At 57.8% G+C, this 23,432-nt stretch carries 20 protein-coding genes and 1 pseudogene; 16 read left to right on the top strand and 5 right to left on the bottom strand.

Going from position 1 to position 23,432, the window contains the following annotated elements; translation table 11 throughout:
• Positions 1-10 precede the first annotated feature (10 nt).
• Positions 11-1,147 carry a polysaccharide biosynthesis/export family protein gene (locus EYC79_RS11385; RefSeq protein WP_113273353.1) on the bottom strand — a complete coding sequence of 379 codons (1,137 nt, stop codon included), beginning with the start codon at positions 1,145-1,147 and terminating at the stop codon, positions 11-13.
• 340 nt (positions 1,148-1,487) lie between these two features.
• On the opposite strand from EYC79_RS11385, the pseudogene EYC79_RS24040 reads away from it, so the two are divergent.
• Together EYC79_RS24040 and EYC79_RS11380 are read left to right on the top strand one after the other, a co-directional pair.
• Positions 1,488-1,841: pseudogene (locus EYC79_RS24040) on the top strand (AAA family ATPase); the annotation flags it as partial.
• A gap of 84 nt (positions 1,842-1,925) precedes the next feature.
• Positions 1,926-2,849, top strand: coding sequence for an AAA family ATPase (locus tag EYC79_RS11380; RefSeq protein ID WP_335625467.1), 924 nt, complete (start codon positions 1,926-1,928; stop codon positions 2,847-2,849).
• Between the two features lie 303 nt (positions 2,850-3,152).
• On the opposite strand, the gene EYC79_RS11375 is transcribed toward EYC79_RS11380, so the two are convergent.
• The 3 genes from EYC79_RS11375 to tcuC all read right to left on the bottom strand — a co-directional run bounded on the left by EYC79_RS11375 (position 3,153) and on the right by tcuC (position 6,455).
• Entirely contained in the window at positions 3,153-3,830 is a 678-nt protein-coding gene (locus EYC79_RS11375) for a YciE/YciF ferroxidase family protein (protein WP_130978048.1), read from the bottom strand.
• Between the two features lie 255 nt (positions 3,831-4,085).
• Entirely contained in the window at positions 4,086-4,904 is an 819-nt protein-coding gene (locus EYC79_RS11370; protein ID WP_130978047.1) for an alpha/beta fold hydrolase, read from the bottom strand.
• Positions 4,905-5,156: 252 nt separating this feature from the next.
• Positions 5,157-6,455: an MFS transporter gene (tcuC, locus tag EYC79_RS11365; RefSeq protein ID WP_082478970.1), complete on the bottom strand. Its 1,299-nt coding sequence runs from the start codon at positions 6,453-6,455 to the stop codon at positions 5,157-5,159.
• 265 nt (positions 6,456-6,720) lie between these two features.
• On the opposite strand from tcuC, the gene EYC79_RS11360 reads away from it, so the two are divergent.
• From EYC79_RS11360 to EYC79_RS11350, 3 genes are all read left to right on the top strand, one after another.
• The gene (locus tag EYC79_RS11360) at positions 6,721-7,386 is read left to right on the top strand and encodes a response regulator (RefSeq protein ID WP_112360823.1); all 666 of its coding nucleotides are present in this window, start codon (positions 6,721-6,723) and stop codon (positions 7,384-7,386) included.
• On the top strand, positions 7,387-8,805 hold the full coding sequence (locus EYC79_RS11355; RefSeq protein ID WP_130978046.1) for a sensor histidine kinase: 1,419 nt from the start codon (positions 7,387-7,389) through the stop codon (positions 8,803-8,805).
• Between the two features lie 216 nt (positions 8,806-9,021).
• Positions 9,022-9,921 (top strand): helix-turn-helix transcriptional regulator, encoded by a 900-nt coding sequence (locus EYC79_RS11350; RefSeq protein ID WP_130978045.1) that lies wholly within the window; start codon positions 9,022-9,024, stop codon positions 9,919-9,921.
• Between the two features lie 35 nt (positions 9,922-9,956).
• Here the strand turns inward: EYC79_RS11350 and EYC79_RS11345 are convergent, their stop codons facing one another.
• Positions 9,957-12,083: a TonB-dependent siderophore receptor gene (locus EYC79_RS11345; protein ID WP_130978044.1), complete on the bottom strand. Its 2,127-nt coding sequence runs from the start codon at positions 12,081-12,083 to the stop codon at positions 9,957-9,959.
• Positions 12,084-12,362: 279 nt separating this feature from the next.
• Here EYC79_RS11345 and EYC79_RS11340 point away from each other — a divergent pair, with 279 nt between their 5' ends.
• The 11 genes from EYC79_RS11340 (at position 12,363) to EYC79_RS11290 (ending at position 23,431) form a co-directional block, all read left to right on the top strand.
• Complete coding sequence (locus EYC79_RS11340) at positions 12,363-13,358, top strand: iron-siderophore ABC transporter substrate-binding protein (RefSeq protein WP_130978043.1); 996 nt, start codon at positions 12,363-12,365, stop codon at positions 13,356-13,358.
• Positions 13,355-14,398 carry a FecCD family ABC transporter permease gene (locus tag EYC79_RS11335; protein WP_130978042.1) on the top strand — a complete coding sequence of 348 codons (1,044 nt, stop codon included), beginning with the start codon at positions 13,355-13,357 and terminating at the stop codon, positions 14,396-14,398. Before EYC79_RS11340 ends, EYC79_RS11335 begins: the two co-directional genes overlap by 4 nt.
• Positions 14,395-15,444: a FecCD family ABC transporter permease gene (locus tag EYC79_RS11330; RefSeq protein ID WP_130978041.1), complete on the top strand. Its 1,050-nt coding sequence runs from the start codon at positions 14,395-14,397 to the stop codon at positions 15,442-15,444. Before EYC79_RS11335 ends, EYC79_RS11330 begins: the two co-directional genes overlap by 4 nt.
• The gene (locus tag EYC79_RS11325) at positions 15,441-16,271 is read left to right on the top strand and encodes an ABC transporter ATP-binding protein (RefSeq protein ID WP_062426834.1); all 831 of its coding nucleotides are present in this window, start codon (positions 15,441-15,443) and stop codon (positions 16,269-16,271) included. The genes EYC79_RS11330 and EYC79_RS11325 overlap by 4 nt, the downstream gene beginning before the upstream one ends.
• On the top strand, positions 16,268-17,329 hold the full coding sequence (locus EYC79_RS11320) for a DUF2218 domain-containing protein (protein ID WP_062426833.1): 1,062 nt from the start codon (positions 16,268-16,270) through the stop codon (positions 17,327-17,329). Before EYC79_RS11325 ends, EYC79_RS11320 begins: the two co-directional genes overlap by 4 nt.
• Before the next feature lie 342 nt (positions 17,330-17,671).
• A complete protein-coding gene (locus EYC79_RS11315; RefSeq protein WP_062597858.1) occupies positions 17,672-18,349 on the top strand; it encodes a response regulator transcription factor in 678 nt (225 codons plus the stop codon).
• 61 nt (positions 18,350-18,410) lie between these two features.
• Positions 18,411-19,727 (top strand): sensor histidine kinase, encoded by a 1,317-nt coding sequence (locus EYC79_RS11310; protein WP_162723159.1) that lies wholly within the window; start codon positions 18,411-18,413, stop codon positions 19,725-19,727.
• Positions 19,728-20,014: 287 nt separating this feature from the next.
• Complete coding sequence (locus EYC79_RS11305; protein ID WP_425532490.1) at positions 20,015-21,004, top strand: AAA family ATPase; 990 nt, start codon at positions 20,015-20,017, stop codon at positions 21,002-21,004.
• Between the two features lie 17 nt (positions 21,005-21,021).
• Positions 21,022-21,942 carry a DUF58 domain-containing protein gene (locus EYC79_RS11300; protein WP_062426830.1) on the top strand — a complete coding sequence of 307 codons (921 nt, stop codon included), beginning with the start codon at positions 21,022-21,024 and terminating at the stop codon, positions 21,940-21,942.
• On the top strand, positions 21,939-22,403 hold the full coding sequence (locus tag EYC79_RS11295) for a DUF4381 domain-containing protein (protein ID WP_082447396.1): 465 nt from the start codon (positions 21,939-21,941) through the stop codon (positions 22,401-22,403). The genes EYC79_RS11300 and EYC79_RS11295 overlap by 4 nt, the downstream gene beginning before the upstream one ends.
• Positions 22,400-23,431 (top strand): vWA domain-containing protein, encoded by a 1,032-nt coding sequence (locus tag EYC79_RS11290; RefSeq protein ID WP_062426828.1) that lies wholly within the window; start codon positions 22,400-22,402, stop codon positions 23,429-23,431. The genes EYC79_RS11295 and EYC79_RS11290 overlap by 4 nt, the downstream gene beginning before the upstream one ends.
• The last annotated feature ends 1 nt before the right edge of the window (position 23,432 follow it).

Genomic DNA, 23,432 nt, shown 5'->3' with positions numbered 1-23,432 from the left:
CCTGACCTGCTCAGTTCGCGCTTCCCGGCTGGGGCGCTGCTGCTGTCGGTACGCTCTTCTGGAACACCGTCAACAGCTTGGCGGCATCAACAAGCGGCGCGTTGCTGGCATAGAGAACATCACCCTTCTGCATCTGGAACATCTGCATCAGCGCAATGCTGGAAGCGTCACGCATGTTCACACGGTAAATCACAGGGCGTTTCTGCGTTAAAATTTCGGCACGTTCCTTGGACGCAGTCGGACCGACCGAGCGGAGCGGCACCTCTTCGGTCCGGAAGACATAGACATTGCGCGAGTCGGCGCGATCGTCAAGAAGACCGCCTGCACGACCAACCGCCTGGGCAAGCGTCAACTTGCCGGTTTCAAATTGAAATTCGCCCGCACTCTTGAACGCGCCAAGTGCCGTAAAACTGGATGCGTCCCCGTCAATCATGATTTGATCGTCAGGCGACAAACGAACATTCTGTCGATCTTCACGCATCACCCGATCAAGGGTTGCGCTTGCTCTCTGCTGACCGCGAACGATCGTCACCGTCGCAGCCCCCGGCGCCACTGCCGGGCCACCCGCTTGGCTGATCGCATCGAGAACCCGTTCCTGTCGCGCCGTCAAAGCGATCTTGCCTGGTGTCTTGACCGCCCCGCTGACCATCACAGCACTTGTCGGCTTGTCGACGACTGTCACGACCGCCTGCGGATTAACGGCAGATCCCTTCAATCCTGCAACAACCTGGTTCTGCAGTCCCTCTGGCGTGGAGTCGATCACCCTCTGTCTACCCACGAATGGCAGATTGACGTTGCCGCTTTGGTCTACGGTGAATCGACCAAGGTTGAGCGTCTTGCTCTGCGTGGACGAGAAAAGACCATCTTCGCCCGTATCGAGCACGGTGATATCGACGACGTCTCCGCGCCGCAGACGCTGAGCGTTGTATCCTGTGTTCCGCAATGCTGCGAGACCGGGGCCAGCAGAGTAAGACATGATACTCGCGTTCGATGTCGAAGCAGGAGCATTCGCAAGATCGATGACCGCAATTTTCTCGTTGGTATTCGGGAGAGTTGCTGACCTAATGTTTCCTGCAGTGGGACCATCAGACGGTCTTGCACAAGCACTCAGCAAGGCCAAAAGAAGCACAGGAACGATCTTCTTCATCCATAATCCCCAACACAGAATCAGCTGCACGCAGGAATAGCATCAACGAATGAACCCGCAATAACTTTAAAGCCAAAAATTGAAAAATGCCGCTCAATCTCCGCTTTTATGTGTCGAACACGCAACCTCCGGGTCATCCAATAACAACGCCAGTTCTGCAAGCACTCCGTCCACGGCCCGCCCTTGTTCGTCCAGCCTCGCCAGTAATAATTTCCTTTGTCTTGCCGCTACCTGATCCGATGCTCGATCGGCTTATCACCTTCGTGCCTCGGGGACGCTTTCTCCTGGGGCAGGATCGCCATCGCGCCTGGCCAGTCCGACAGATGACGATGATGCTATCATGAGCATGATGGAGAAGAGCAGCAAAGAAGCCCGTGGCATCGAGCACTCGACCTTCAGGCAGCGTGCTAGCCCAAAAATGGAGGCGACCAAGCCGATCGTAGGGCTACTTGTGTCCCGAAGCGTCCATGTTGATAGCGAAGTGAACGCCCATGCAACCAAGTCTCTTCTATGCTACAAATCATCCATGGCACTTATTACCCTTGCTGTATCCGGCTATCGTTCACTTCGCAGTCTTGTCCTTCCGCTCGAACGATTGAATGTGGTAACGGGCGCAAACGGAAGCGGAAAGTCGAGCCTATATCGTTCACTACGTCTGCTTGCGGACGTTGCGCAGGGTCAAGCAATTGCTTCCCTCGCCGCGGAGGGTGGTCTGCGATCGACCATGTGGGCAGGAGGATCAGGCTACTCGGTTGCAATGCGCTCAGGGCGGTCACCTATGCAGGGCAACATCGGCGCCGGTCCCGTTTCACTTCGTCTTGGATTTGCGTCCGAGGACTACGGCTATGCAATCGATCTGGGTCTTCCTATCCCCGGTCCCGGCGCCAGCCGGGAGGACGTGTCGCTGTTCGGGCACGATCCGGTCGTAAAGGCGGAAGCTGTCTGGGTCGGCGAGAGGCTGTCGAGGCACAATGCCATCGCCCGGAGGAGCAATGCCTCTGTTCTGGTGCAGGACAGAAATGGTCGCCTGCGGCCTGTCGTCACTGACCTCGCGCCTTTTGAGAGCATGATGATGCGCGCCGCTGACCCGACCGATGCGGTCGAACTACTTCTTCTTCGCGAACGCATGCGGGCTTGGCGCTTTTACGACCACTTCCGGATTGATCGAGACGCTCCGGCGCGCAGTCCTCGGATCGGAACGCGCACGGTCGCGCTCGCGTCCGATGGTGCGGACCTGGCGCCAGCCATTCAGACAGTGCGGGAGATCGGCAATGGACCGGCGTTCGACGAAGCGATCGAGGACGCCTTCGCTGGGTCGTCCGTCGAAATCGGTGCTGCCGACGGTCTGTTTCGTCTGTCTATGCGTCAACGCGGGCTTCTCCGCCCTCTCGATGCCTCAGAACTTTCGGACGGAACCTTGCGTTATATCGCACTGGCAACAGCCCTTCACACGCCGCGCCCCCCAGAACTGATGGTATTGAACGAGCCAGAAGGCAGCCTGCATCCGAGCTTGTTGGAACCACTTGCACGCATGATTGCATCGGCCAGCGAGCGCAGTCAGGTCATCGTCGTGAGCCATGCCAAGTCCCTGGTTGATGCGCTCTCCCACCATGGGGCGCAGATGCTGGCACTGGAGAAGGAAAACGGCGAAACGATCGTTGGGAACGTCGAGCCCCCAGCATGGACGTGGCCGGACCGTTGATCTGCATGCACTTCTCCCACGGGCGAGAAAAATCAGAAGCAACCTTCACGTAACTCTTCAGAAAAATTACTTTAAGCGTCTGTGATCATATGGGAAATTTCTGATATCGCTTTTTGGCACGCAGATGCCCCTCCTCCATTCGCAGGGCTGCAACCCTTGCAATGACGTCGTCTGGCGGAACCGGTGGCGAAGAGAAGGCGAAAGAGCGATAAATGCTAGGCCTTCTTGCTCATGTGTTGGAAGATGACGAAAAAGGCTGGTCGCACTGAGTGCAGACCAGCCCTCGTTGTTGGAGTGACGAGATTACTCTTCGTCGTAGTCGCTTGCGGCGGCATTCACCGAGTCTTCAGCAAGTTCCGTGAGGCTCGCGTCAGCGGCTTTCTCCTGCGCTAGGATGTCATCGATGTGCTGCTTGGCCTCATCCATGCCAAGCGCGTCTGCGAAAGCGCGCATCGAACCATAACGGGTAATCTCGTAGTGCTCGATCGCCTGACAGCTGAAGATGATTGCCGCGTCTGCGGCAACACTCGAGCCAAAATCCTCCAAGAGGCTTTCACTCTCTTCCAGAATTCCGTCGATAGCGTCGCACTTTTCAGCCTTAGCGCGCTTGCCCAGGAGCTCAAAAATTGCCTCAAGCTTCTCAATCTGACCGGCAGTTTCTTCGCGATGAGACGTCAGTGCTTGCACCAGCTCAGGGTGATCCGCTGCCTTGATCATCTTTGGCAAAGACTTGTAGATCTTTTTCTCAGCGTAATAAATGTCGCCAAGCGCGTGCTCGAAAAGATCAGAAAGACTTTTGTCGTCCTTCGCGGAGACGCGCGTCGCTTTCTTGGCGGCAGACTTGCTTGCCACAGCCTGTGCACGCTTCCTACGCGCGTCGGTGCTCGCAGCCGCACTTTTGGTCCCAGAGGCGCGCGCGGTCTTTTTAGCGGCGGTTCTCGAAGACTTATTTTCCTTGCTCGATTTTTCGGCTGTCGCCATCTCGTTCTCTCCCTTTAGAGCCTAATAATAGGCGTGGGAGAACGAAAGCGATCGGGCGATGTTCCAGAGAACGACGAAGTTAATTTCTCACCATACGAAATCAATTTAGGGAGAATTTCATCGGCCGACAAACATGCGGCTCAACGCGTGTCGTCAGACCTCGCATGAGGGTATCAAAGTTTTCGTGGATCTGTCGGAATGAGGTCGGACGATAGATGAGGTGGGCAGATCATACCATCCGCCCACCCTGCGAAATCAGGCAAGAAACTCGATCAGGTCTTGGTTCAAGCGGTCAGGTACTGTCGCAAACAGGCCGTGGGGTTCTCCGTCATACTCGATGAGTTTTGCTCCGGCGATACCATTCGCAGCGGCCCGACCCGTTGGATCGATAGGAACTGTCTTGTCACCCGTACCGTGGATCACGAGCGTGGGGATTGTAAATGCTGCAAAATCGGGACGGAAGTCGGTCTTGGCAAAGGCGTCAACGCAATCGATTGTGGCCTTCGGGCTCGCCATCACTCCGAGAACGAAAGACCAGTCCAGGATTCCCTGGCTGACCGGGCTGGTCACCAGGCCGACACCATAAAAGGTCTTGGCAAAGCTTTGCAGGAAGTCGAACCTGTCTTTGCGAATGTCTTTTTTCATGCCTTCAAACACGCTGGCATCGACACCGTCAGGGTTGCTCTCGTCCTTTAGAAGATAGCCGGCAACGGACGCAACGAGGACGGCTTTCGACACTTTCGACGCGCCATGGCGAGAGAGATAACGGGCTATTTCGCCGCCACCCATGGAAAAGCCTACAAGGCTGACGTTTTGGAGTTCAAGGCCATCGATGACGGCGGCAAGGTCGTCGGCGAAGGTGTCGTATGTGTAGCCGCTCGCGGGATGTCCCGACTGGCCAAAACCACGACGATCATAGGTGATGACACGAAAGCCCGATTCCAAAAGGGCGACGGTCTGGTACTCGAACATATCGCCAGTTAGCGGCCAACCGTGAATGAGGATTACCGGGCGACCTTGGCCCATATCCTTGACGTGCAGTTTAGTCCCATCTTTTGCTTCGATGAATGCCATTTGGTAACTCCCTTAATGGTGCACCGGTAAAAGTCTGGCATGCAAATAGGGTTCCCTCGCTGCACCAAGTGAACACCATATAAGGGAGGTTTAGGAATGATCCCTGCGGTTACGTTTGCAGCCGCACTGATCTGAAAGGCGAAGACGACGGCTATAAAGCGTTTCTATCCAGAACCCCCCGCTGAAACTTAAGTTCAGCGAAAGAGACTGATGAAAACAAAGCGCGGACATGGCCTCTTGCGATTTCGCCCGTCACGCTTTGGCGGTCATGGCGCTGGGTCGTGCGCCGTCCGTTACCTTGCGATAGACGAGAAGTGTCGCCACCAGACCGCAGCCGCCTGCAAAGGCAAGCCAATAACCCGGGGCTGCCTTATCGCCAGTCTCCTCAATGAGGTAGGTGGCGATGGCTGGCGTAAAGCCCCCGAAGATCGCGGTTGCCAGCGAATAGGCCAGCGAGAAGCCCGCTGTCCGCACGATCGGCGGCACGATCTCCGTTAGCGCAACCACCATGGCGCCGTTGTAGCTGGCATACAGGAAGCTGAGCCAGAGTTCGGCGATCAGCATGCGTTCGAAGCTCGGTGCGGCAACGAGCCAGGCAATCACCGGATAAGCTGTCACCAGTGCGAGCGCCGAAAAGACCACGAGGACAGGCTTTCGACCGATCCGATCAGAAACGGAGCCCATGACGGGCAGCCAGAAAAAATTCGACAGGGCAACGCAGAACGTTACGAGAAGACTGTCGGTTTCCGACAGCTTCAGGACGGTCTTACCGAAGGTCGGCGTATAAACGGTGATGGCATAGAAGGACACCGTCGTCATAACGACCATCAGCATACCGAGCAGGACAATCCCCCAGTTGGCCGCCAGCGTTTGGTATACCTGCGTCATTGTAGGGCGATGTTGACGGGCCGCAAACTCCTGCGTCTCTTCAAGCGAGCGCCGAACATAGAACAGGAACGGAACGATGCCGCAGCCAATGAAGAAGGGTATCCGCCAACCCCATTCCGACATTGTGCTCTGCGGCATCAAAGAGTTCAACGCGTAGCCCAGCAGGGCCGCGACCATGATGGCAACCTGCTGGCTGCCCGACTGCCAGGATACGTAGAAGCCTTTTTTGCCGGGCGTTGCCATCTCCGAAAGATAGACTGAGACTCCACCGAGCTCCACACCCGCCGAGAAGCCCTGCAGCAGGCGGCCTATGAGAACGAGAAGCGGTGCGAAAAGACCTATGGTCTGGACGCCGGGCACGAAGGCGATGAGCACGGTGCCGAGCGCCATGATGCACAGCGTGACGATAAGGCCCTGGCGACGGCCGATCTTGTCGATATAGGCCCCGAGAAAGATCGCACCGAGCGGTCGCATCAGGAAACCCGCACCGAAGGTCATGAAGGTCAGCATCAGTGATGCAACTTCATTGTTCGACGGAAAAAAGGTCTTGGCAATATTGCTGGCATAGATGCCGACGAGGAAAAAGTCGAACATCTCGAGGAAATTGCCGCTTGTTACGCGCAATACGGTGCCGACGCGGGATGAGCGTGTAGTTGCTGTCATATTGTTCTCCCTATGCATGAGACTCACCCCGTTTGGGGTCCTCCGGTCTTCATGCGAACGGCCGTGCGTCAGTCGTAATAGTCCACGTCGCTTGGCGACGGCGGGGCTACGACCTAGAGCTTGACCATACTGATGTCTAACCGCTTACATCGGAATTCCTGTCACCATCCTGTCACGGCGCCCGGGCGGCAAGAAATTGTCTTGTCCCACACCCGTCCTCCATGCTTGATCTAGGCCGAAGCAGATTATGACCAGGGAGGAAGGCATGCGGGTCCTCATTGTGGAGGATGACCCGTCATTGGCGCGCGGGATCGTTTCGGCGCTCGTGGCCGCCGGCTACGCGGTTGATCGTGTCAGCAATGGCCGAGACGGGCTCGCTGCGGCCCTTGAGGAAGACTACGCGCTTGTCGTACTTGACCTCGGTTTGCCGGAAATGGACGGGCTCACGGTGCTGAAGGCACTGCGGCAAGCTGGTTCGTCAACGCCGGTGATGATCTTGACGGCACGCGACGCTATCCCCGACCGGGTCGCCGGGCTTGATGTTGGAGCAGACGACTATCTCACCAAACCTTTCGCGCTCGAGGAATTCGAGGCACGTGTTCGCTCGCTCGTCCGACGCGGCCAAAATCAGCCGAGCCCGATCCTCAGTTGCGGGGCGCTTTCGATCGATCGCAATTCCAACACGGTAACGCTGGCGGGAAGCACGCTCTTCCTGCGTCCACGAGAATATTCGGTCCTCGTCCTTCTTCTCAGCCGCGCTGGGCAGGTGGTGCAGAAGGAGCGCCTTGCCTCGGCGATTTCGAACTTCGACGATGCACTCACGCCTAACGCTGTGGAGCTGCATCTCGGCCGCCTGCGCAAGAAGCTTGAGCCACACGGCCCCAACATCCGTACAATCCGCGGGGTCGGCTATATTCTTGAGGTTGAGTGAATGAATGCGAGCGCGACGCCGTCCATTCGTCGGCGCCTTCTGCAAAACATGGTGCTGCCGGTTGCGGTGCTGGCGATCGTCTTTGGCATCGGTGGCGCCTTTTTGATCCACAGCGTTGTCAGCCTGACACAGGATCGGCTGCTCGATGCAGCACTCGTCTCCATCATCGACCGCGCGACCGCGCAGGGTCCGGCGCATCTCGACACCACGCTGGTACAGGGCGCTATCGAGATCTTGCGCGACGATGCGAATGATACATTTGCCTATTGTATTTCAGATGGCGGCGGCTTTCAGCGCGGCGATCGGGATCTTTGCGCACTGGACACGGGAACCGCACCACTCGACCGAATTGTGCATGTGCCGGCCGATCTGGATAATAACCAAGTGCGCGTTGCGATAACGCGCCGCATCATCGAGGGCTTTGGGCAGCCCCTTACCTTCAGAATGGCAGAGACCCTTAACAGCCGACTCAATATGGAGGCACGGATGCTGGTGGTCCTCGTCCTTTTCGAGGCCGTCCTCCTCAGTGCTGCTGCCATTCTCTCTTACATGGCCATTCTGCGCGGGCTTCTACCGCTCACCGAGATCAGTCAGGAGCTTTTGGGGCGGGCTTCACCCGGCGCTGTCCCCTTTGCCCGCATCGATACCGCGCGGGTGCCGGAAGAGGCTGTGGATCTCGTTTCAGCGATCAATACATTGATGGAGCGCCTGGATGAAACGATTGCCGGGGTGCGCGATTTTACTGCCGATGCCTCCCATCAGTTGCGCTCGCCACTAGGGGGCATCAAGCTGCATCTGGAACTTCTGCAACGGCAGGCCGCGGGCCAGGACAATCTTCTAGCAACACTGAGCGAAGCGCAGAACGGCGTCACCCGCCTGCAACGCATGCTTCAGCAATTGATCGTGCTAGCGCGCGTCGATTCCAAGAGCGACACGGTCGATCTCGGTCAGCGCGTCGACCTCAGCCGACTTGCGGCCGACGTCCTGGCAGAGCAAGCGCCTGAAGCTCTCAACCGCAATATCGATATCGTGCTTGAGGCGCCCGACGATCCCGTCAACGTCACGGGAAATCCACTTCTTATCAAGGAAATCATCGCCAACCTTGTCGATAATGCGATTGCCCATAGCGCAGACGGCGATTGCGTAACTGTGCGCGCAAGAGCGGAGGCGGCGACGGGAACAATCGCAGTTGAGGATGAAGGGCCGGGTATTCCCGAGGAAGAGCGTAGTCGTGTCTTCCAACGCTTCTACCAGATTGCCCGTGGCAACGCGAAGCCGGGTTCAGGTCTTGGTCTTGCAATCGCGCGTCGGATCGCCGACCTCCACGGCGGCTTGATCACTCTCAGCGACACCGCTTCAGGCCGCGGCTTGAGCGCCCGGCTCAGCCTGCGGCTCTCTCAAACGAAGTCGCCGGACTGACCACGAGAGCCTATAGTGGCAAGGGATAGCGCATCGGCCATCTCGCCGGATCTAGAATGCCACCTCTGAGTATCCGGGATGACATAACCTGCGTTCTCTCACCCGAGATATGTTGATAATTATCCTCATAATTTGTTGACGGGCAGGATTTTTGTGTCCAGAAGTGACCTCTTATCCAGTTCTTAGAATTTGGCGACAGGCTGAAAGGCGTGTGCGGTGACATATCTTCACGCAATGCAAACCGAAATCCAAGGCATCCATGCCGTTTCACCTCCAAGGTGGCGTTCACTGGATGGCATCGTCGGTGTGCACTGGGAGGCTGAAGGTCACGCGGGCGCAAGTGGATATTACCTTTCGCCAGACCCCCGCATCATGCTGTTCTTCAAGGAAGTCAGCAGCCATATCCGCGTTTCCGATCAATCGTCTCGCTTCGATCGTTTCGAACGGGGATTGGCGTCCGCGGTTTATGTACCTGCCGGCGTGCCGTTATGGACGAAGTTTACGCGGCGTCATCGTTTTTCGCACCTTGATTTACACCTGCACCAGGATCGCCTGATGCGTTACATCGCTCCAATCGTCGGGTCTTCTGCTGCTCGTGCCGTCTCAAAAAGACCGGTTGAGCTCAAAGAGGCCGGACCTTTGATCAGTCTCGCCAATCTGGTTGTCGATGAACTGGACGAGAACGCCAGACACCCGGCATTTGCAGAAAATTTGGTCGGCAGCATCGTAACCGGCCTCCTTGATCTGCATGTGGCTGACGAGGAAAAGACTGCTGCAAGCGGGCGCCTGACTCAAGCCCAACTGAACCGGCTTTCAACCTACTTTGCGAATTGCGGTGGTCGACGTCTAACCGTGCGAGAAATGGCGGATGTCGTCGGCCTGTCCGAGAGTTGGTTCGCCACCGTCTTCAAGCAAACCACTGAGATGACTCCGCTGCAGTGGCAGTTGTCACGGCGTATCGATCTTGCCAGACGCATGCTGAGCGACACCAGCGTGAGCATCGCCGATATCAGCGCGCAGCTTGGTTTCTCAGATCAGGCGCATTTGACCAAGGTCTTCCGCAGTCTTACTGGCGAAACACCGGCCGCGTGGCGACGTAAACACCCTTCAGAGTGAGAAGTCCCGGTGGTTTTCACCGGGACTATGACTGCCTACCAGGTCTGACGGAGCGTCGCGTAGATGGTGCGTCCGGGATTATAGTAGAGTGCACCGCCATCGTTGTTCGCGATGTGCTTCTCATCGAAGACGTTGTTAACGTTCAGCTGGAAGCTGGTGTTCTCCCGAATATTGTAAGAGAACGAAGCGTCGAAGACCACCGCTCCCTTCGATTTGCGCGTGTTGGCGTTGTCGAAGTAGTAGGAGCCGGTGAAACGCGCTCCAGCTCCAAAGGTCATGTCACCGCGCTCGCCGCTTCCTTCCAAGGTGTAGGTGCTCCAAAGAGATGCCATATGCTCCGGCACCTGGGCAAACCTCTTGCCGTTATAGGTTGGGCCAGTGTCCACAATCTTCGAGTCGATGTAGGAGTAGGCACCGATCAAGTTGACGTTGGACGTGAGCTCGAGTTTTCCTTCGAGATCGAAGCCCCGGTGGCGCACTTCTTTCACGGTATTTGCCAGGTAAACGGGAGCCTCGTAGGTGGTGATGTTTTCCAGCGTAAGATCATAAATGGAAGCCGTAATGAGGGCCGGCATTGAATCCGGCCGATATTTGATGCCGACCTCATATTGCTTTCCATAGGTCGGCTCGCTTCCCGCGCTCGGAGGCGCTACCGACTCTGCATAACTGACATATGTCGCAAGCTCATCTGTCAGCTTATAACTCAGGCCGATTCTTTTGCTCAACTCGCTGTACGAGCCACTCTCAGCTGTGCTGTTTGTAGGATCCACATCTTTCAGATCAAGCCAATCATTGCGTAGCCCGAGGCTTGCAGTAACGCGGTCGCTGAAAATCAGGTCTTGCTGCAGGTAGATCCCTCCATTGACCTGATCCTTATTCGAGCTGCTAAACGGCGAGAGAGGACCAGGTCCGCCTGCAAAAACGGGATTAGCAAAGTCGATCTGTGGCGCAGATGTGTAGTAGTTCGCGCCACGAGAATTGAAATTGCTGTAATCGGCGCCAACCAGGGTGCGGCTTTCAACCTGTGCAAATTCGGTTTCGTAAAGGAAATGGGCATCTGTAATGAAATGCTCAGCCGAACCATCGCTACCAAAGTAGTTGCGATCGACGAGCGTATTAGCAGGATCGCCTGCACCCACCCCATCATAGATGTAGGTGTAGCCAAAGCCGTTTCTCGACTTGCTGTAGCGCGTGTTGGAGCCGAACGACAGACCATTGCCGAAATCGTGCTCCAACATGACGGAGTAGGTGTTCCGGTTCGTCGTATCGTAGTTGTAGGACGGCTCGCCGAAGAAGCGGTCGCGGTTGAAGTCGGTGAAGAGTGGGTGACCGCCACTGCTTGGCGTACCATCACGATCCAGATGGTCGAACACGAAGGTCAGTGAGGTCGCGTCGGTCGGCCGCCATGTCAGGCCACCTTGAACGAAGTTCTCATCATTGTTCGAGAAGTCGAACTCACCGTCCGAGCGCTCGAATTTCCCCGTCAGTCGGTAGGACAGCGTATCGTCTTCGGTCAGGTTGTCACCAAAATCGAAGCCCGCCTCCTTGTGCGCGTAAGAGCCCGTGGTGCCGTATAACTCGCCGAAGCGCTCGCTGCGCGGTTTCTTCGTCACATAGTTGATTGCACCACCCGGATCCGAAACGCCAAAGCCCGTGGAGTTGGCACCCTTCAGCACTTCCACACGCTCAAAGCCATAAGGTTCTTCCTTCACGCCGGTCCAGGTGCGACCTACCATCAGGCCATCGCGATAGGTGAAGGGCGTAAAGCCGCGAATCTTGACGTAGTCGTAGCGCTCGTCCGAGCCATAGTAGTCGGTTGTTACGCCAGCGGTATATTGCACCACCTGTTCGATGCTATCGGCCTTGCGCTGTTCGATTTCCTTGGAGGTCACTACCGAGACCGTCGCAGGCGTGGTGAAGATTTCGCCCGGCATCTTGCCGACGGCACTTGATCGTTCCGCGACAATTGACTTGGAGTCATTGTCCGACTGGCCACTTCCCTGGATGGTAATTGTCTCCAGCACTGTCGCATCGCCGTTCGTCTCCTGCGCCAATGCGAATGCCGGCAGCAATGCGATGACTGCCGTGCAGCCAAGAAGGGTTGCGGTGCGATATCGCAGGAGGGCTTGTGTCGTGCTGTGGGAGGGAATGGCGCTGATCATGCTTTCATCCAGTCATTGGCGTTCCGATACTCCGCCAATGACCTGGTCATCGTCTGGAGCCGACCGACATCGCGCCACCCGCACATGGGATGCGAAGGAAGGCTGGCGCCGGTCAAACGCCCTTTAACTGGATAAATTAAATCCAGTATTGTATATATCTCTCTTTTGTAAAATCCCCCGGAAAATCAAGCCTGGTGATGCAACTGGAGGCCCAAATTGCTTGACCTTTCGACTTTAAGCTGAGACTGACGGTCAACTTAATGAGAAAGGAACAGGACCATGCGGATCAAACTTCATCAACTCGCACCGCTTGCAGCCCTGCTCTTTAGCATGAGCGCACTACAGACCGCGGCAGATGACGCGGCTCGCTTTCCGCTCGACATCAAACATGCGCTTGGCACGACGACGATCGCGAAAAAACCAATCCGCATCGCAACGGTTGCCTGGGCCAATCACGAAGTTCCGCTTGCGCTGGGGATTGTCCCCGTCGGCATGGCGGCGGCCAATTTCGGTGATGATGACGGTGACGGTCTGCTGCCATGGGTTTCGGAGCGCCTTAAAGAGCTTAATGGCAATCCGCCGCGCTTGTTCGATGAAGGTGACGGCATCGATTTCGAGGCAGTGGCCGAGACGCAACCAGATGTCATTCTCGCCGCCTATTCCGGATTGAACAGAAACGACTACGCGACACTGAGCCAGATCGCGCCAGTGGTTGCCTATCCCCAGGCGCCGTGGTCTACCGATTGGCGCGAGACCATCCGTTTCGATAGCGCCGGTCTGGGAATGGCCACAGAAGGCGAGACACTTATCTCGGACATCGAGAAGAAGATCGCAGCAGAGGTTGCAAAATATCCGGAGTTGAAGGGCAAGTCTGCGATGTTCGTGACACATCTCGACGCTACCGATCTCAGCATTGTCAACTTCTACACATCACAGGATACACGGGTTCGCTTCTTCAAGGATCTGGGTCTCTCCATGCCCAAAAGCGTGGCTCAGGCATCGTCCAATGGCAGCTTTGCTGGCTCAATCAGTGCAGAGCAGATCGACATGTTTGACGACGTCGATATCGTCGTCACCTACGGCAATAAACAACTTGTCGAGGCAATGAAGGCCAATCCTCTTCTCGCGCGCATGCCGGCAGTCAAACACGATGCCATCGTGACTTTGGGTCGCGATCCGGTCGGCACGGCAGCCAACCCTACGCCTCTTTCCATCACCTGGGTCCTGCCTGCCTATGTGGCCAAGCTGGCGGAAGCGGCGAGAAAAACGGAATGAATGCCCGCCGTATGCTGCATTTGATTCAGCAGCCGACGCCTACCCTGCCAAGTCGCACCAACCTCCTATGTCTCGTCGCGGTTCTCGTGGTCGCGACCATTGTGGCCATCCTTTCTCTTATGGTAGGGACGCGTGATGTACCGCCGTTCGAGGTGTTGGCTGCGATTGCGGGGGACACGTCCACTCTGGATCGGGCAGCCGTGGCGACGCGAATACCGCGAACGGTGCTGGCGCTGATTGCCGGGGCGGCTCTCGGATTGGCCGGATCCGTGATGCAAGGCATCACCCGCAACCCCTTGGCCGATCCCGGCATTCTGGGAATCAATACGGGCGCTTCTCTTGCTGTTGTCGTCGGGGTGGCCTGGTTCGGTATAAGCTCCGCCCACAGTTTCATATGGCTGGCAATTTTCGGGGCGGCAGCAACCTCCGTCTTCGTTTATACGATCGGCTCAATGGGGCGCGGAGGCGCCACGCCTTTGAAACTGGCTTTGGCGGGCACGGCAACAGCCATCGCCTTTTCTTCGCTCGTCATCGCCATCGTTCTGCCGCGGGCAGATATCGCAGGTGGAATCCGTTCCTGGCAAATCGGCGGTGTTGGCGGGGCGACTTTCGAGCGCATGGAACCGGTTTATGGCTTTCTGATCATTGGCTTCGTGCTTTGCCTGCTCTCCGCCAGAAAGCTGAACGTGCTCGCACTTGGCGACGAACTCGCTGCCGGGCTCGGAGAAAACGTAGCCTTCGCGCGGATTATCGCGACAATTGGTGCAGTGATACTATGCGGCGCAGCGACCGCCGTGTGCGGGCCCATAGGTTTTGTCGGTCTGGTGGTTCCACATGTCTGCCGGCTTCTGGTCGGTGTGGATTACCGCTGGCTCCTTCCATTCTCCGCACTTGGCGGCGCGATCCTTCTGACAGTGAGCGATATTGTCGGTCGCCTGGCCGCACGCCCGTCCGAACTGGAAGTGGGCGTCGTGACCGCTTTGGTTGGTGCGCCGTTCTTCATCTTCATCGTCCGTCGACAGAAGGTGAAGCAACTATGATTTATGCGTCCACCCACCCGGCTGCTGGGGGATCGATCAGAGAGAGCCGGAACCGCCACCTTCGACGTCGCCACGTGCTGCTGGCCGTCATGGCGCTGGCCATCCTCGCCGGATTTTGCTGCTCCCTCACCTTCGGCCAAACATATGTCCCTTTTTCGGATGTCATCCGCATCCTTGCGGGCGAAACCGTGCCGGGCGCAGGCTTCACTGTCGGCCAGCTGCGGCTGCCGCGCGCAGTGCTTGGTCTGGTCGCAGGTATGAGTTTCGGGTTGGGCGGAGCGGCATTTCAAACCCTCTTGCGTAATCCGCTCGCAAGCCCCGACATCATCGGCATCACGTCTGGCGCCAGTGCAGCGGCTGTCTTCTCCATCGTTATTCTCGGCGTAGGCGGTCCTGCCGCCTCCGTCTTTGCTGTGGTGGCAGGCCTCGCAGTGGCACTGCTTGTCCATGGCCTTTCCTATCGCAACGGCGTCTCGGGGGCTCGGCTCATTCTTGTTGGCATCGGTGTTTCTGCCATGCTTGAGAGCATGATCGTCTATATCCTCTCACGCGCGCCTGCCTTCAGTCTTCAGGAGGCCATGCGATGGCTTACCGGAAGCCTGAATGGCGCAAAGCTCGAAATGGCAGGTCCCCTGCTTCTCGCCCTTCTCATTTTTGGCAGCGTTCTTCTGGTTAAGGCACGTGATCTTGAGGTGATGCGAACCGGTGAAGACACAGCCACCGCACTTGGCGTCAACGTCTCATCAACCCGCCTTCTGGTGATCGTTTCCGCCGTGGGACTGATTGCAACAGCCACTGCCATAACCGGACCGATCGCCTTTGTTGCCTTTCTGGCAGGTCCGATTGCCGCTGGCATATTTGGACGCCGCCATTCGATCCTCCTTCCCGCCGGACTGATTGGCGCAGCGCTGGTTCTGGCAGGTGACTTTGTCGGGCAATTTCTTTTGCCCAGCCGATATCCTGTTGGTGTCGTGACTGGCGCACTCGGGGCGCCCTACCTCATCATCCTGATCATTCGAAGCAACCGCCAAGGAGCTGCCTCATGACTGATCCCCGCCTCGAGGCCGCAAACTTGTCCGCCGGCTATGGTGAGAAGCAGATATTGAAGGGTCTGGACCTGGCTATTCCTTCCCGCCAGATAACTGCCGTTGTTGGGGCAAACGCCTGCGGGAAGTCCACGCTGCTCAAGGCTCTTTCGCGCCTCATCGCGCCGCAACAGGGCGAGGTACTTCTCGACGGGCGTGCCATCCACCGGCTGCCAACGAAAGAGCTTGCACAGCGGCTAGGGCTTTTGCCGCAATCACCCATTACACCCGAAGGCATTACGGTCATGGATCTGGTCAGCCGGGGACGGCATCCCCATCATGGTCTTTTCGCGTCCTGGACCAAAGATGACGACCGCGCCGTCGCCGATGCGCTGGTGGCAACGCAAACCCTGGAACTGGCAGACCGACCCGTCGATGAATTGTCTGGCGGCCAAAGGCAGCGAGTCTGGATTGCGATGGCACTCGCGCAGCAGACCGAAGTGCTGCTGCTGGATGAGCCGACCACATTTCTGGATGTGAGCCATCAGATCGATGTCCTCGACCTCTTGACCGACCTGAACCGGACGCGCGGCACGACCATCGTGATGGTCCTTCACGATCTCAACCTCGCTGCGCGTTACGCGGACCACCTTGTCGCCATGCTGGAAGGGCGGCCTTTCGTGGCAGGCCCGCCCCAAACTGTGCTGACGCAGGATCTGGTTCGAAACGTCTTCGGACTGGAGAGCCAGATCCTTCTCGATCCGACATCAGGCCGGCCGATGATGCTCCCGATCGGTCGCCATCATATGCAAGCCCGTCACGTTCCATTTATGCAGGCAAGATCATGAACACACTACACCCCTCAACCCTTTCCGGTGTCGCCTACCCCGCTGACGTCAATGCAATGCTTGCTGAGATCTGCGAGCACTTCGTTGAGCACTCTGACGTTGTTGTATCGGAGCAAGGTGCATCGCTCAGATCTGAGGATTGGGCGATCGATGTAACCACCGCCGATGAGCGGTTGATGATCGAAATTCGAACAGAGAACGACCAAATGCTCGCGGCAACACGCACGATGTTTGCCGAGCACCTGTTCTATTTCGCCGGCGATGAACCGTTCACTCTTGAATGGTCAATACCAGCGCCAAAGGTTCGCCCACCCGGCTTTCACGAGGCAACGGTTGTCGGTTCCCAGATTGTTACGCCGCGCATGCGGAGGGTCATTCTGGCGGTAGACGATGTAACCCCGTTTGTCGGTGGCGACATGCATGTGCGTGTGCTCGTTCCGCCCGTCGGCCGGGTACCGGTTTGGCCAAAGCTGCAGGAAAACGGCCGCATTGGCTGGCCAGAAGGCGAAGACGAACTTCTTGTGCGCGTCTATACGATACGTTCGGTGGATCAAGAGGCCAACCACGTCAGCATCGACTTTCTCCAGCATCCGAAGCCTGGCGTTGCTACCCCCGGCGCCGACTTTGCGCGAGACGTAGAAGCTGGGCAACGGGTGGCGCTGATGGGTCCGGGAGGTGGCAGTTTGCCGGCAGCGAAGTCTATCCTCTTTTCTGGCGATGAAACCGCCTTGCCAGCAATCGCAAGGATGGTGGAGGAAGCACCGGTTGGTACCACGATAAAGGCGATCATCGAAGTCGAGGATGCCGGGGAAGAGCAAGCGATCAGCCACGGTGAACCAGTTTCAGTCGAATGGCTGCATCGGTCTACCTATCCGCAAGAAGGCAGCGGAAGCCTTGTCGAGCGATTGAAAGCGGAAATAGATCAAACCTCGCGGGAGACATTCGTTTGGTTTGCCGGCGAGAAATCGGATGTTCGAACTATCAAGCGCTATCTTGCTGAGAAGGACCGTGACCGGAAGCAGCAATACGTTGCGTGGTACTGGCGCAACGAGGATTGACGGCGATATCGAACGAAAAGATGCTGCGCCCGTCACGCTCACGCGTAAAGCCCGTTTGGGGCAACGCCACGGGCCTAACATCCAGGTCTGCTAAAACGTAAGAAATCCGCCGTGATATGATAGCCGTAATCCAGTGGCGATGTTACAAATGCCCGGAAAAGCATCGGAAATTGGACGCGTTATGCCCTGGCTTCTTCCTGAGGATGGTATCGACCCTTACCGGACGAGAGTGATTGTTTTTGGAGTGGCCCGACGCTTGAAAACCTATCGCTCCGGCACCCATGGCAAAACGCAATTGCTCGTCAGCAACAATGCGGGGTGTTCAAACCGAGAGTCCGGGCGATGAAGATTTTGGTTGCAGAAGACGATGAGACGATGGCGGGATATATCCGCAAAGGTCTCATCGAACAGGGGTTCTCGGTCGATTGGGTGAGCGACGGTCGCGAAGCGCTGACCTATTGCCTCTACAACAGCTGCGATCTTGCAATCGTCGACAGGATGATGCCTGGCCTCGACGGGCTTTCTGTGGTCAAGGCGCTCAGAGCGTCAAAAAGTTCGCTGCCGGTCATTTTTTTGACCGCGGTCTCCGACCTCGAAGACAAGGTAGAGGGGCTGATGGCAGGCGGTGACGACTACATCGTCAAACCGTTTCACTTTTCTGAGCTTCTCGCCCGCATTCATGCCCTGTCCCGGCGTCCGAAAGAGAACAGCCAGAAGACGGAGCTCATTTGCCACGATCTCAAGCTTGACCTTCTCAAACGCGTTGCGGTTCGCCAGGGGCAAGTCATCGATCTGCAGAACAAGGAATTCGCACTGCTCGAACTCCTGATGGAAGCGGAGGGCCGGGTCGTGAGCAAGACGATGATCCTGGAAAAAATCTGGGATTTTTCCTTCGATCCGGGAACGACGGTCGTGGAGACCCATATCAGTAAGCTGCGCCAGAAGATCGACAAGCCCTTCGATACAGCGTTGATCCAAACCGTCCGCAACATGGGATACCGGATACGTGCGCCTCACTGATCTTATGTCCGGTAGTTCCTTTCGGACCTCAGCCAAGGTCGCGATAGGCGTTCTTTTTCTCATGAGCCTTGGCGGGACGCTCTTCATCGGATCGGTGACCAAGACCCTGCGCGATGCCACCGAGCAGCAGACCCTTGAGGAGGCTGTCCTTCTGAGCGACGTCTACTCCGCGGAGGGACGCGACGGCTTGGTGAAGGCAATCGGTACGCTGAGCAACCTTGTCAGCAGCCAGGACCGCATCTCCGCAGTCTATGATAAAAACGGGGTCAACCTGGCAGGTGCCGATCTCACCATGCCGGACTTCATCGGTGTCCGCGACACCACGCTGCAATCCCTCTCGACCCGAGGGAGCGAAGGCCATTTTGTGGTATCGGTCCAGAAGTTTAACGATGCAACGCTTGTGGTCGGCCGAAATCTCAAGGCCGTGGACGAGATGCGCGTTTACATGATTGCCGGCCTCGTGGTCATGACCTTGCTGTTGACCTTCGGAACATTGGTTCTGGGTCTGTTGGCAAGCAGTAAGAGTTTTTCGAAACTAAGGTTGATCGAAGGCGTTCTGGGGCGTGTTGCAAGCGGCGAATCGGATGCGCGCGTACCGATCGTAGAGAGAAAGGATCAGATCGACCGCATCTCCATTCAGATCAACGCCAACCTTGATGTGCTCTCCCGACTGATGGCGAGCATGCGCGCGACAACGACTGCGATCGCCCACGATCTGAAAACCCCGCTCGCCCGCGTCGGGCTTTTGCTGAACGATGCGCTCGACGCAATCGAGGCCGGCCGCGATCCGCACCCGCAAGTCGAGCGGGCACTCAACGAGACCGGGTCGCTTAACGAGATCATCGACACAATTCTCCGCATCACCCGCATCCGCGCCGGCTCGCCACGCAAGGACATGCAGTTGAACGACCTTCGCGGTCTCGTCGAGAATACGCTCGAATTCTTCGCACCGCTCGCACAGGAGAACGGGCAAACGCTCGAATTCCAGGTCGGGGAAACCGAAGAATACCTGCTTTTGTGCGACAAGAGCATGGTGCAGCAGATGCTCGCCAACATTGTTGGAAATGCCATCGTGCATGGAGGCTCCGGCATTTCGATCCGGGTTCGCCTTCAGGACAGGCCTGAGACGATCGACCTCATCGTTGAGGACACCGGCGGCGGCATCCCCGCCGGTCAACGCAACGAGGTCTTCGACCTGTTCAAACGGCTCGACAGCGCCCGCAGCAAGCCGGGCAGCGGTCTCGGCCTTGCGCTCGTCAAGGCGGTCGCCGATCACCATCAAGCCGTCATCACGCTTTCCGCGACCGATCCCGCCTGCGCTGATAAACCGGGCTTGCGCGTCACCGTCTCGTTCCCCAAGCGCCAACTTCAACAATAATTATAGAACGCGGCAAGCTGCCTCAAACTGCGTCGCCTAGTGTCTTAGCTGTTCATCGACTTCGGGAAATGAACCGTGAAAGCAAGAGCCGACTCGGGCCGTCCATGCTGGAAGAACTGCTCCCTCTTCAGAATATCCCGCGGAGATTGCACTGCAAGTCTACGTCGCCAAAGTGGCGAACGGACGCCTTGTAGCTGCCCCTCGCCGGTTTCTTGCTTCCATCGACGTCTTGACCCTGAAACCGCGGCGCCTCGGCAAAAAGCCAGGCCCGATTGCGAGGCACTCTGATGACCATGAATACACTTCGAACCGCAGCCCGCTCGAACAACGCCCTTGTCGATGCGCTCCGCGACCAAATGAACAAACGTATTGTCGGCCAGGAGACGTTTATCGACAGTTTGCTTCTCGGCCTGTTCGGTGATGGACATATTCTGCTGGAAGGCGCACCGGGCCTTGCAAAGACAAAGGCCGTCAACACCTTGGCGGAGCTTATCGAAGGCGAGCCGTGCCGTGTCCAGTTTACCCCGGACCTGCTTCCCAGCGACCTGACGGGAACCGAGATATATCGCCCGGAAAAGGGAACCTTCGAATTCCATCCCGGTCCTTTGTTTCACAACCTGATCCTTGCCGACGAGATCAACCGCGCACCCGCCAAGGTGCAGTCGGCGCTCCTGGAAGCCATGGCCGAACGCCAGGTCACCGTTGCCGGTAAGACCTACCGTCTACCGCAACTCTTTATGGTGATGGCAACCCAGAACCCGATTGAACAGGAAGGCACTTATCCGCTACCGGAAGCTCAGCTCGACCGTTTCATGCTGCATGTCAAGATCGACTTTCCCTCCCCGGAAGCCGAGCGAGAGGTCCTGCGGATCGTACGCGGCGAGGCCATGGCCGAAACTGTGAAGTCTACCTTCCGGGTGTCTCAACGGGAAATCTTCGAGGCCCGGCAGGCGGCTCTGAAAACCCATGTCTCGGATGCGCTGACCGACTACATCATTCAGCTGATCCAGGCGACCCGTCGTCCCCAGATGTACGGCGCCGACCTTGCGCATCAGATTTCCTATGGCGCTTCGCCCCGCTCGACCATCGCTCTCGACCGTTGCGCTCGCGTGCACGCCTGGATGAACGGTCAGGATTTCGCCACTCCGTCCGACGTGCAGGCCGTCCTGCATGACGTACTGCGTCACCGCATCATCTTGAGCTTTGAGGCCGAAGCGGAAGGCAAAACCGCCGACGCCTTCATCGATGCCCTGATCGACAGGGTTCCTGTTGCTTGAACAGTCGGGAGACCGTCATGACAGACCAAGACCTCAAAGGCATTGTCGCGACCCTGCCCGAACTTGTTCGGGTGCGGCCACAGCGCGGCTTGACCGGCTTTGCACCATCCGGTCGCGTCGCGACCCATCAATGGGGTGCCAACCGCTCCGTTTATCGCGGCCGCGGTATGGAATTTGCCGAAAGCCGTCTGTACCAGCCGGGCGACGACGTAAAATCCATCGACTGGCGGGTCACTGCTCGCACGGGCCAAACCCACACAAAGCTCTTCCAGGAGGAGCGGGAGAGGCCAATAGTCATTCTGACCGACATGCGCGCGATGATGCAGTTCGGCACTAGAAACCGATTCAAATCCAATCTGGCAGCCGAAGTGGCTGCCATGATGGCCTGGACCGGACATGACGGCGGCGATCGTGTCGGCGGCCTTGTGATGACGCGCGACGGTCTGCGGGACTTTCCCGCGGCCAGAACGCGGCGCTCGGTGCTTGGACTTCTGGAAGCGCTGTCGGAAGAAACCCGACTCGAGCGGCCTTTGGGCACGGAGGCGACCCTGGCGAACGCCCTGCGCCGTCTGCGTCACCGCAATCGGCCAGGAACTCTGGCTTTCGTTATCAGCGACTTCTCCGATTTTGGTGACGAAGCGGAGACCGAGCTCCGGCATCTGGCGGTGAATGCTCATGTGACCAACATCCACGTCAGCGATCCCTTCGATGCCGCTCTACCACCGCGCGGCGGACGCCTGACCGATGGCGAACATGCCTTGGCCGTCTCGGCGCTTGGCGGACGCAAACTCGAACGCTACGCGCATGAATTCGAGGCGCGCAAAGAGCGGCTGGAAACCGTCAGCCGGCATCACGGCATGGTGTGCCATTTCCTGCAGACACCGGATGATCCCTCCTGGATCCTCCATCCGCATCTCAACCGGAGTATGGCAGCATGAGCACGCAACTCACTCCACAAATGCAGGCTGAGCTTGCTCAGCTTCGCGACATTCATCTGCCTCAGCCAATCGGCTGGTGGCCGCTTGCGCCGGGTTGGTGGGCCCTCATCGCCCTTGTCTGCATCCTTAGCGTGGTCGCCCTCGTCTGGAGCCTGATGCGCCGCAAGAGCGCTCGTTTTCTGGCACTTCGCGAGCTTGAGGCGATCAAGCCTGACAAGCCGGACGAATTTCTTACGCAGATCTCTTCCCTGCTGCGACGGGTTGCCCGCCGCCGCTCGGCCGGGGCCGATGTTTTGACCGGCGAGGCGTGGAGCGCGTTTTTGATGGAAGGCAAATACGGAATGAGCAGCAACAGTGCGACGCTTCTGGCCACCGGTCCCTACGGTCCGCCGGCCAATGAGAATTTCGAACCGGAGGCGCTGCGCGCCGAGACCGCCACCTGGATCAGGAGGAACGGATGATTACCTTTCTCTGGGCATTTGCCTTTCTACTGCTGCCGCTGCCCTTCGTGCTGCGCTATTTCCTCAAACCCGCTGACAAGGGATTGGGCGGTGCATTGAAAGTGCCGTTCTTTGCCAGCCTGTCGCGGGACCTGGGAGGTCGGGCAGACCGCACCTCGACATCGTGGTGGAAGCTCGCTGCTGCTTCGCTTGTCTGGTTGCTGATGGTGACGGCGCTCGCCCGTCCGGCCTATGTCGGACCGGAAGTGCCGCTACCTGCCGAAGGACGCGACATCATGATGGCTATCGACCTTTCCGGTTCCATGGCCGAGCAGGATTTCGCCGTCGGCGGCAGGCCCACCACCCGCCTCAACGTGGTCAAGGATGCGGCTGATGCTTTCATTAAAAGCCGCAAGGGTGACCGCGTTGGCTTGGTTCTCTTTTCGGATCGCGCCTATCTGCAAGCGCCTCTGACATTTGATCGGGAGGCCGTCCGCAAGCTTCTCGATGAGGCCCAGGTCGGGCTGACCGGTCAGCAGACGGCAATTGGTGACGCCATCGCGGTGTCCTTGAACCGTCTGAAGGACAGACCTGCCGAAGGACGTGTTCTCGTTCTCCTGACGGACGGCGCGAACAACAGAGGCGAAATGGACCCAATCCGGGCAGCCGAGCTCGCCAAGAAACTGGGAATCCGTATCTACACGATCGGCGTTGGCGGAGCTCCGATGGCCGTCGACACCGCGATGGGTCGCCAGATGGTCACATCTTCTGACCTTGACGAAGGCGCGCTGCGCAAGATCGCGGACCTGACCGGCGGCCAATATTTCCGGGCGACGGACGTCAACGGCCTGGCTCAGGTCTACCGGTCCATCGACAAGCTTGAGCCGATCGGCGCCGACCCGGTGCATGTGCGCCCCGAAATCGCCCTCTATTTCTGGCCGGCCGGTCTCGCTCTCCTCATCGCCGCCCTTTCCGTGCTGATCGCTACGGTTCCGGCCTTCATCACAAACCGCCCTTTGTACAAGGGTCCCGTAGACAAGGAAGCCTGAC

The sequence above is a fragment of the Agrobacterium cavarae genome (genome assembly GCF_004310285.1).
In the GTDB taxonomy this organism is placed as follows: Bacteria; Pseudomonadota; Alphaproteobacteria; order Rhizobiales; family Rhizobiaceae; genus Agrobacterium; species Agrobacterium cavarae.
The sequence above is the reverse complement of the archived record's forward strand: the minus strand, read 5'-3'. Positions and strand labels throughout refer to the sequence as shown.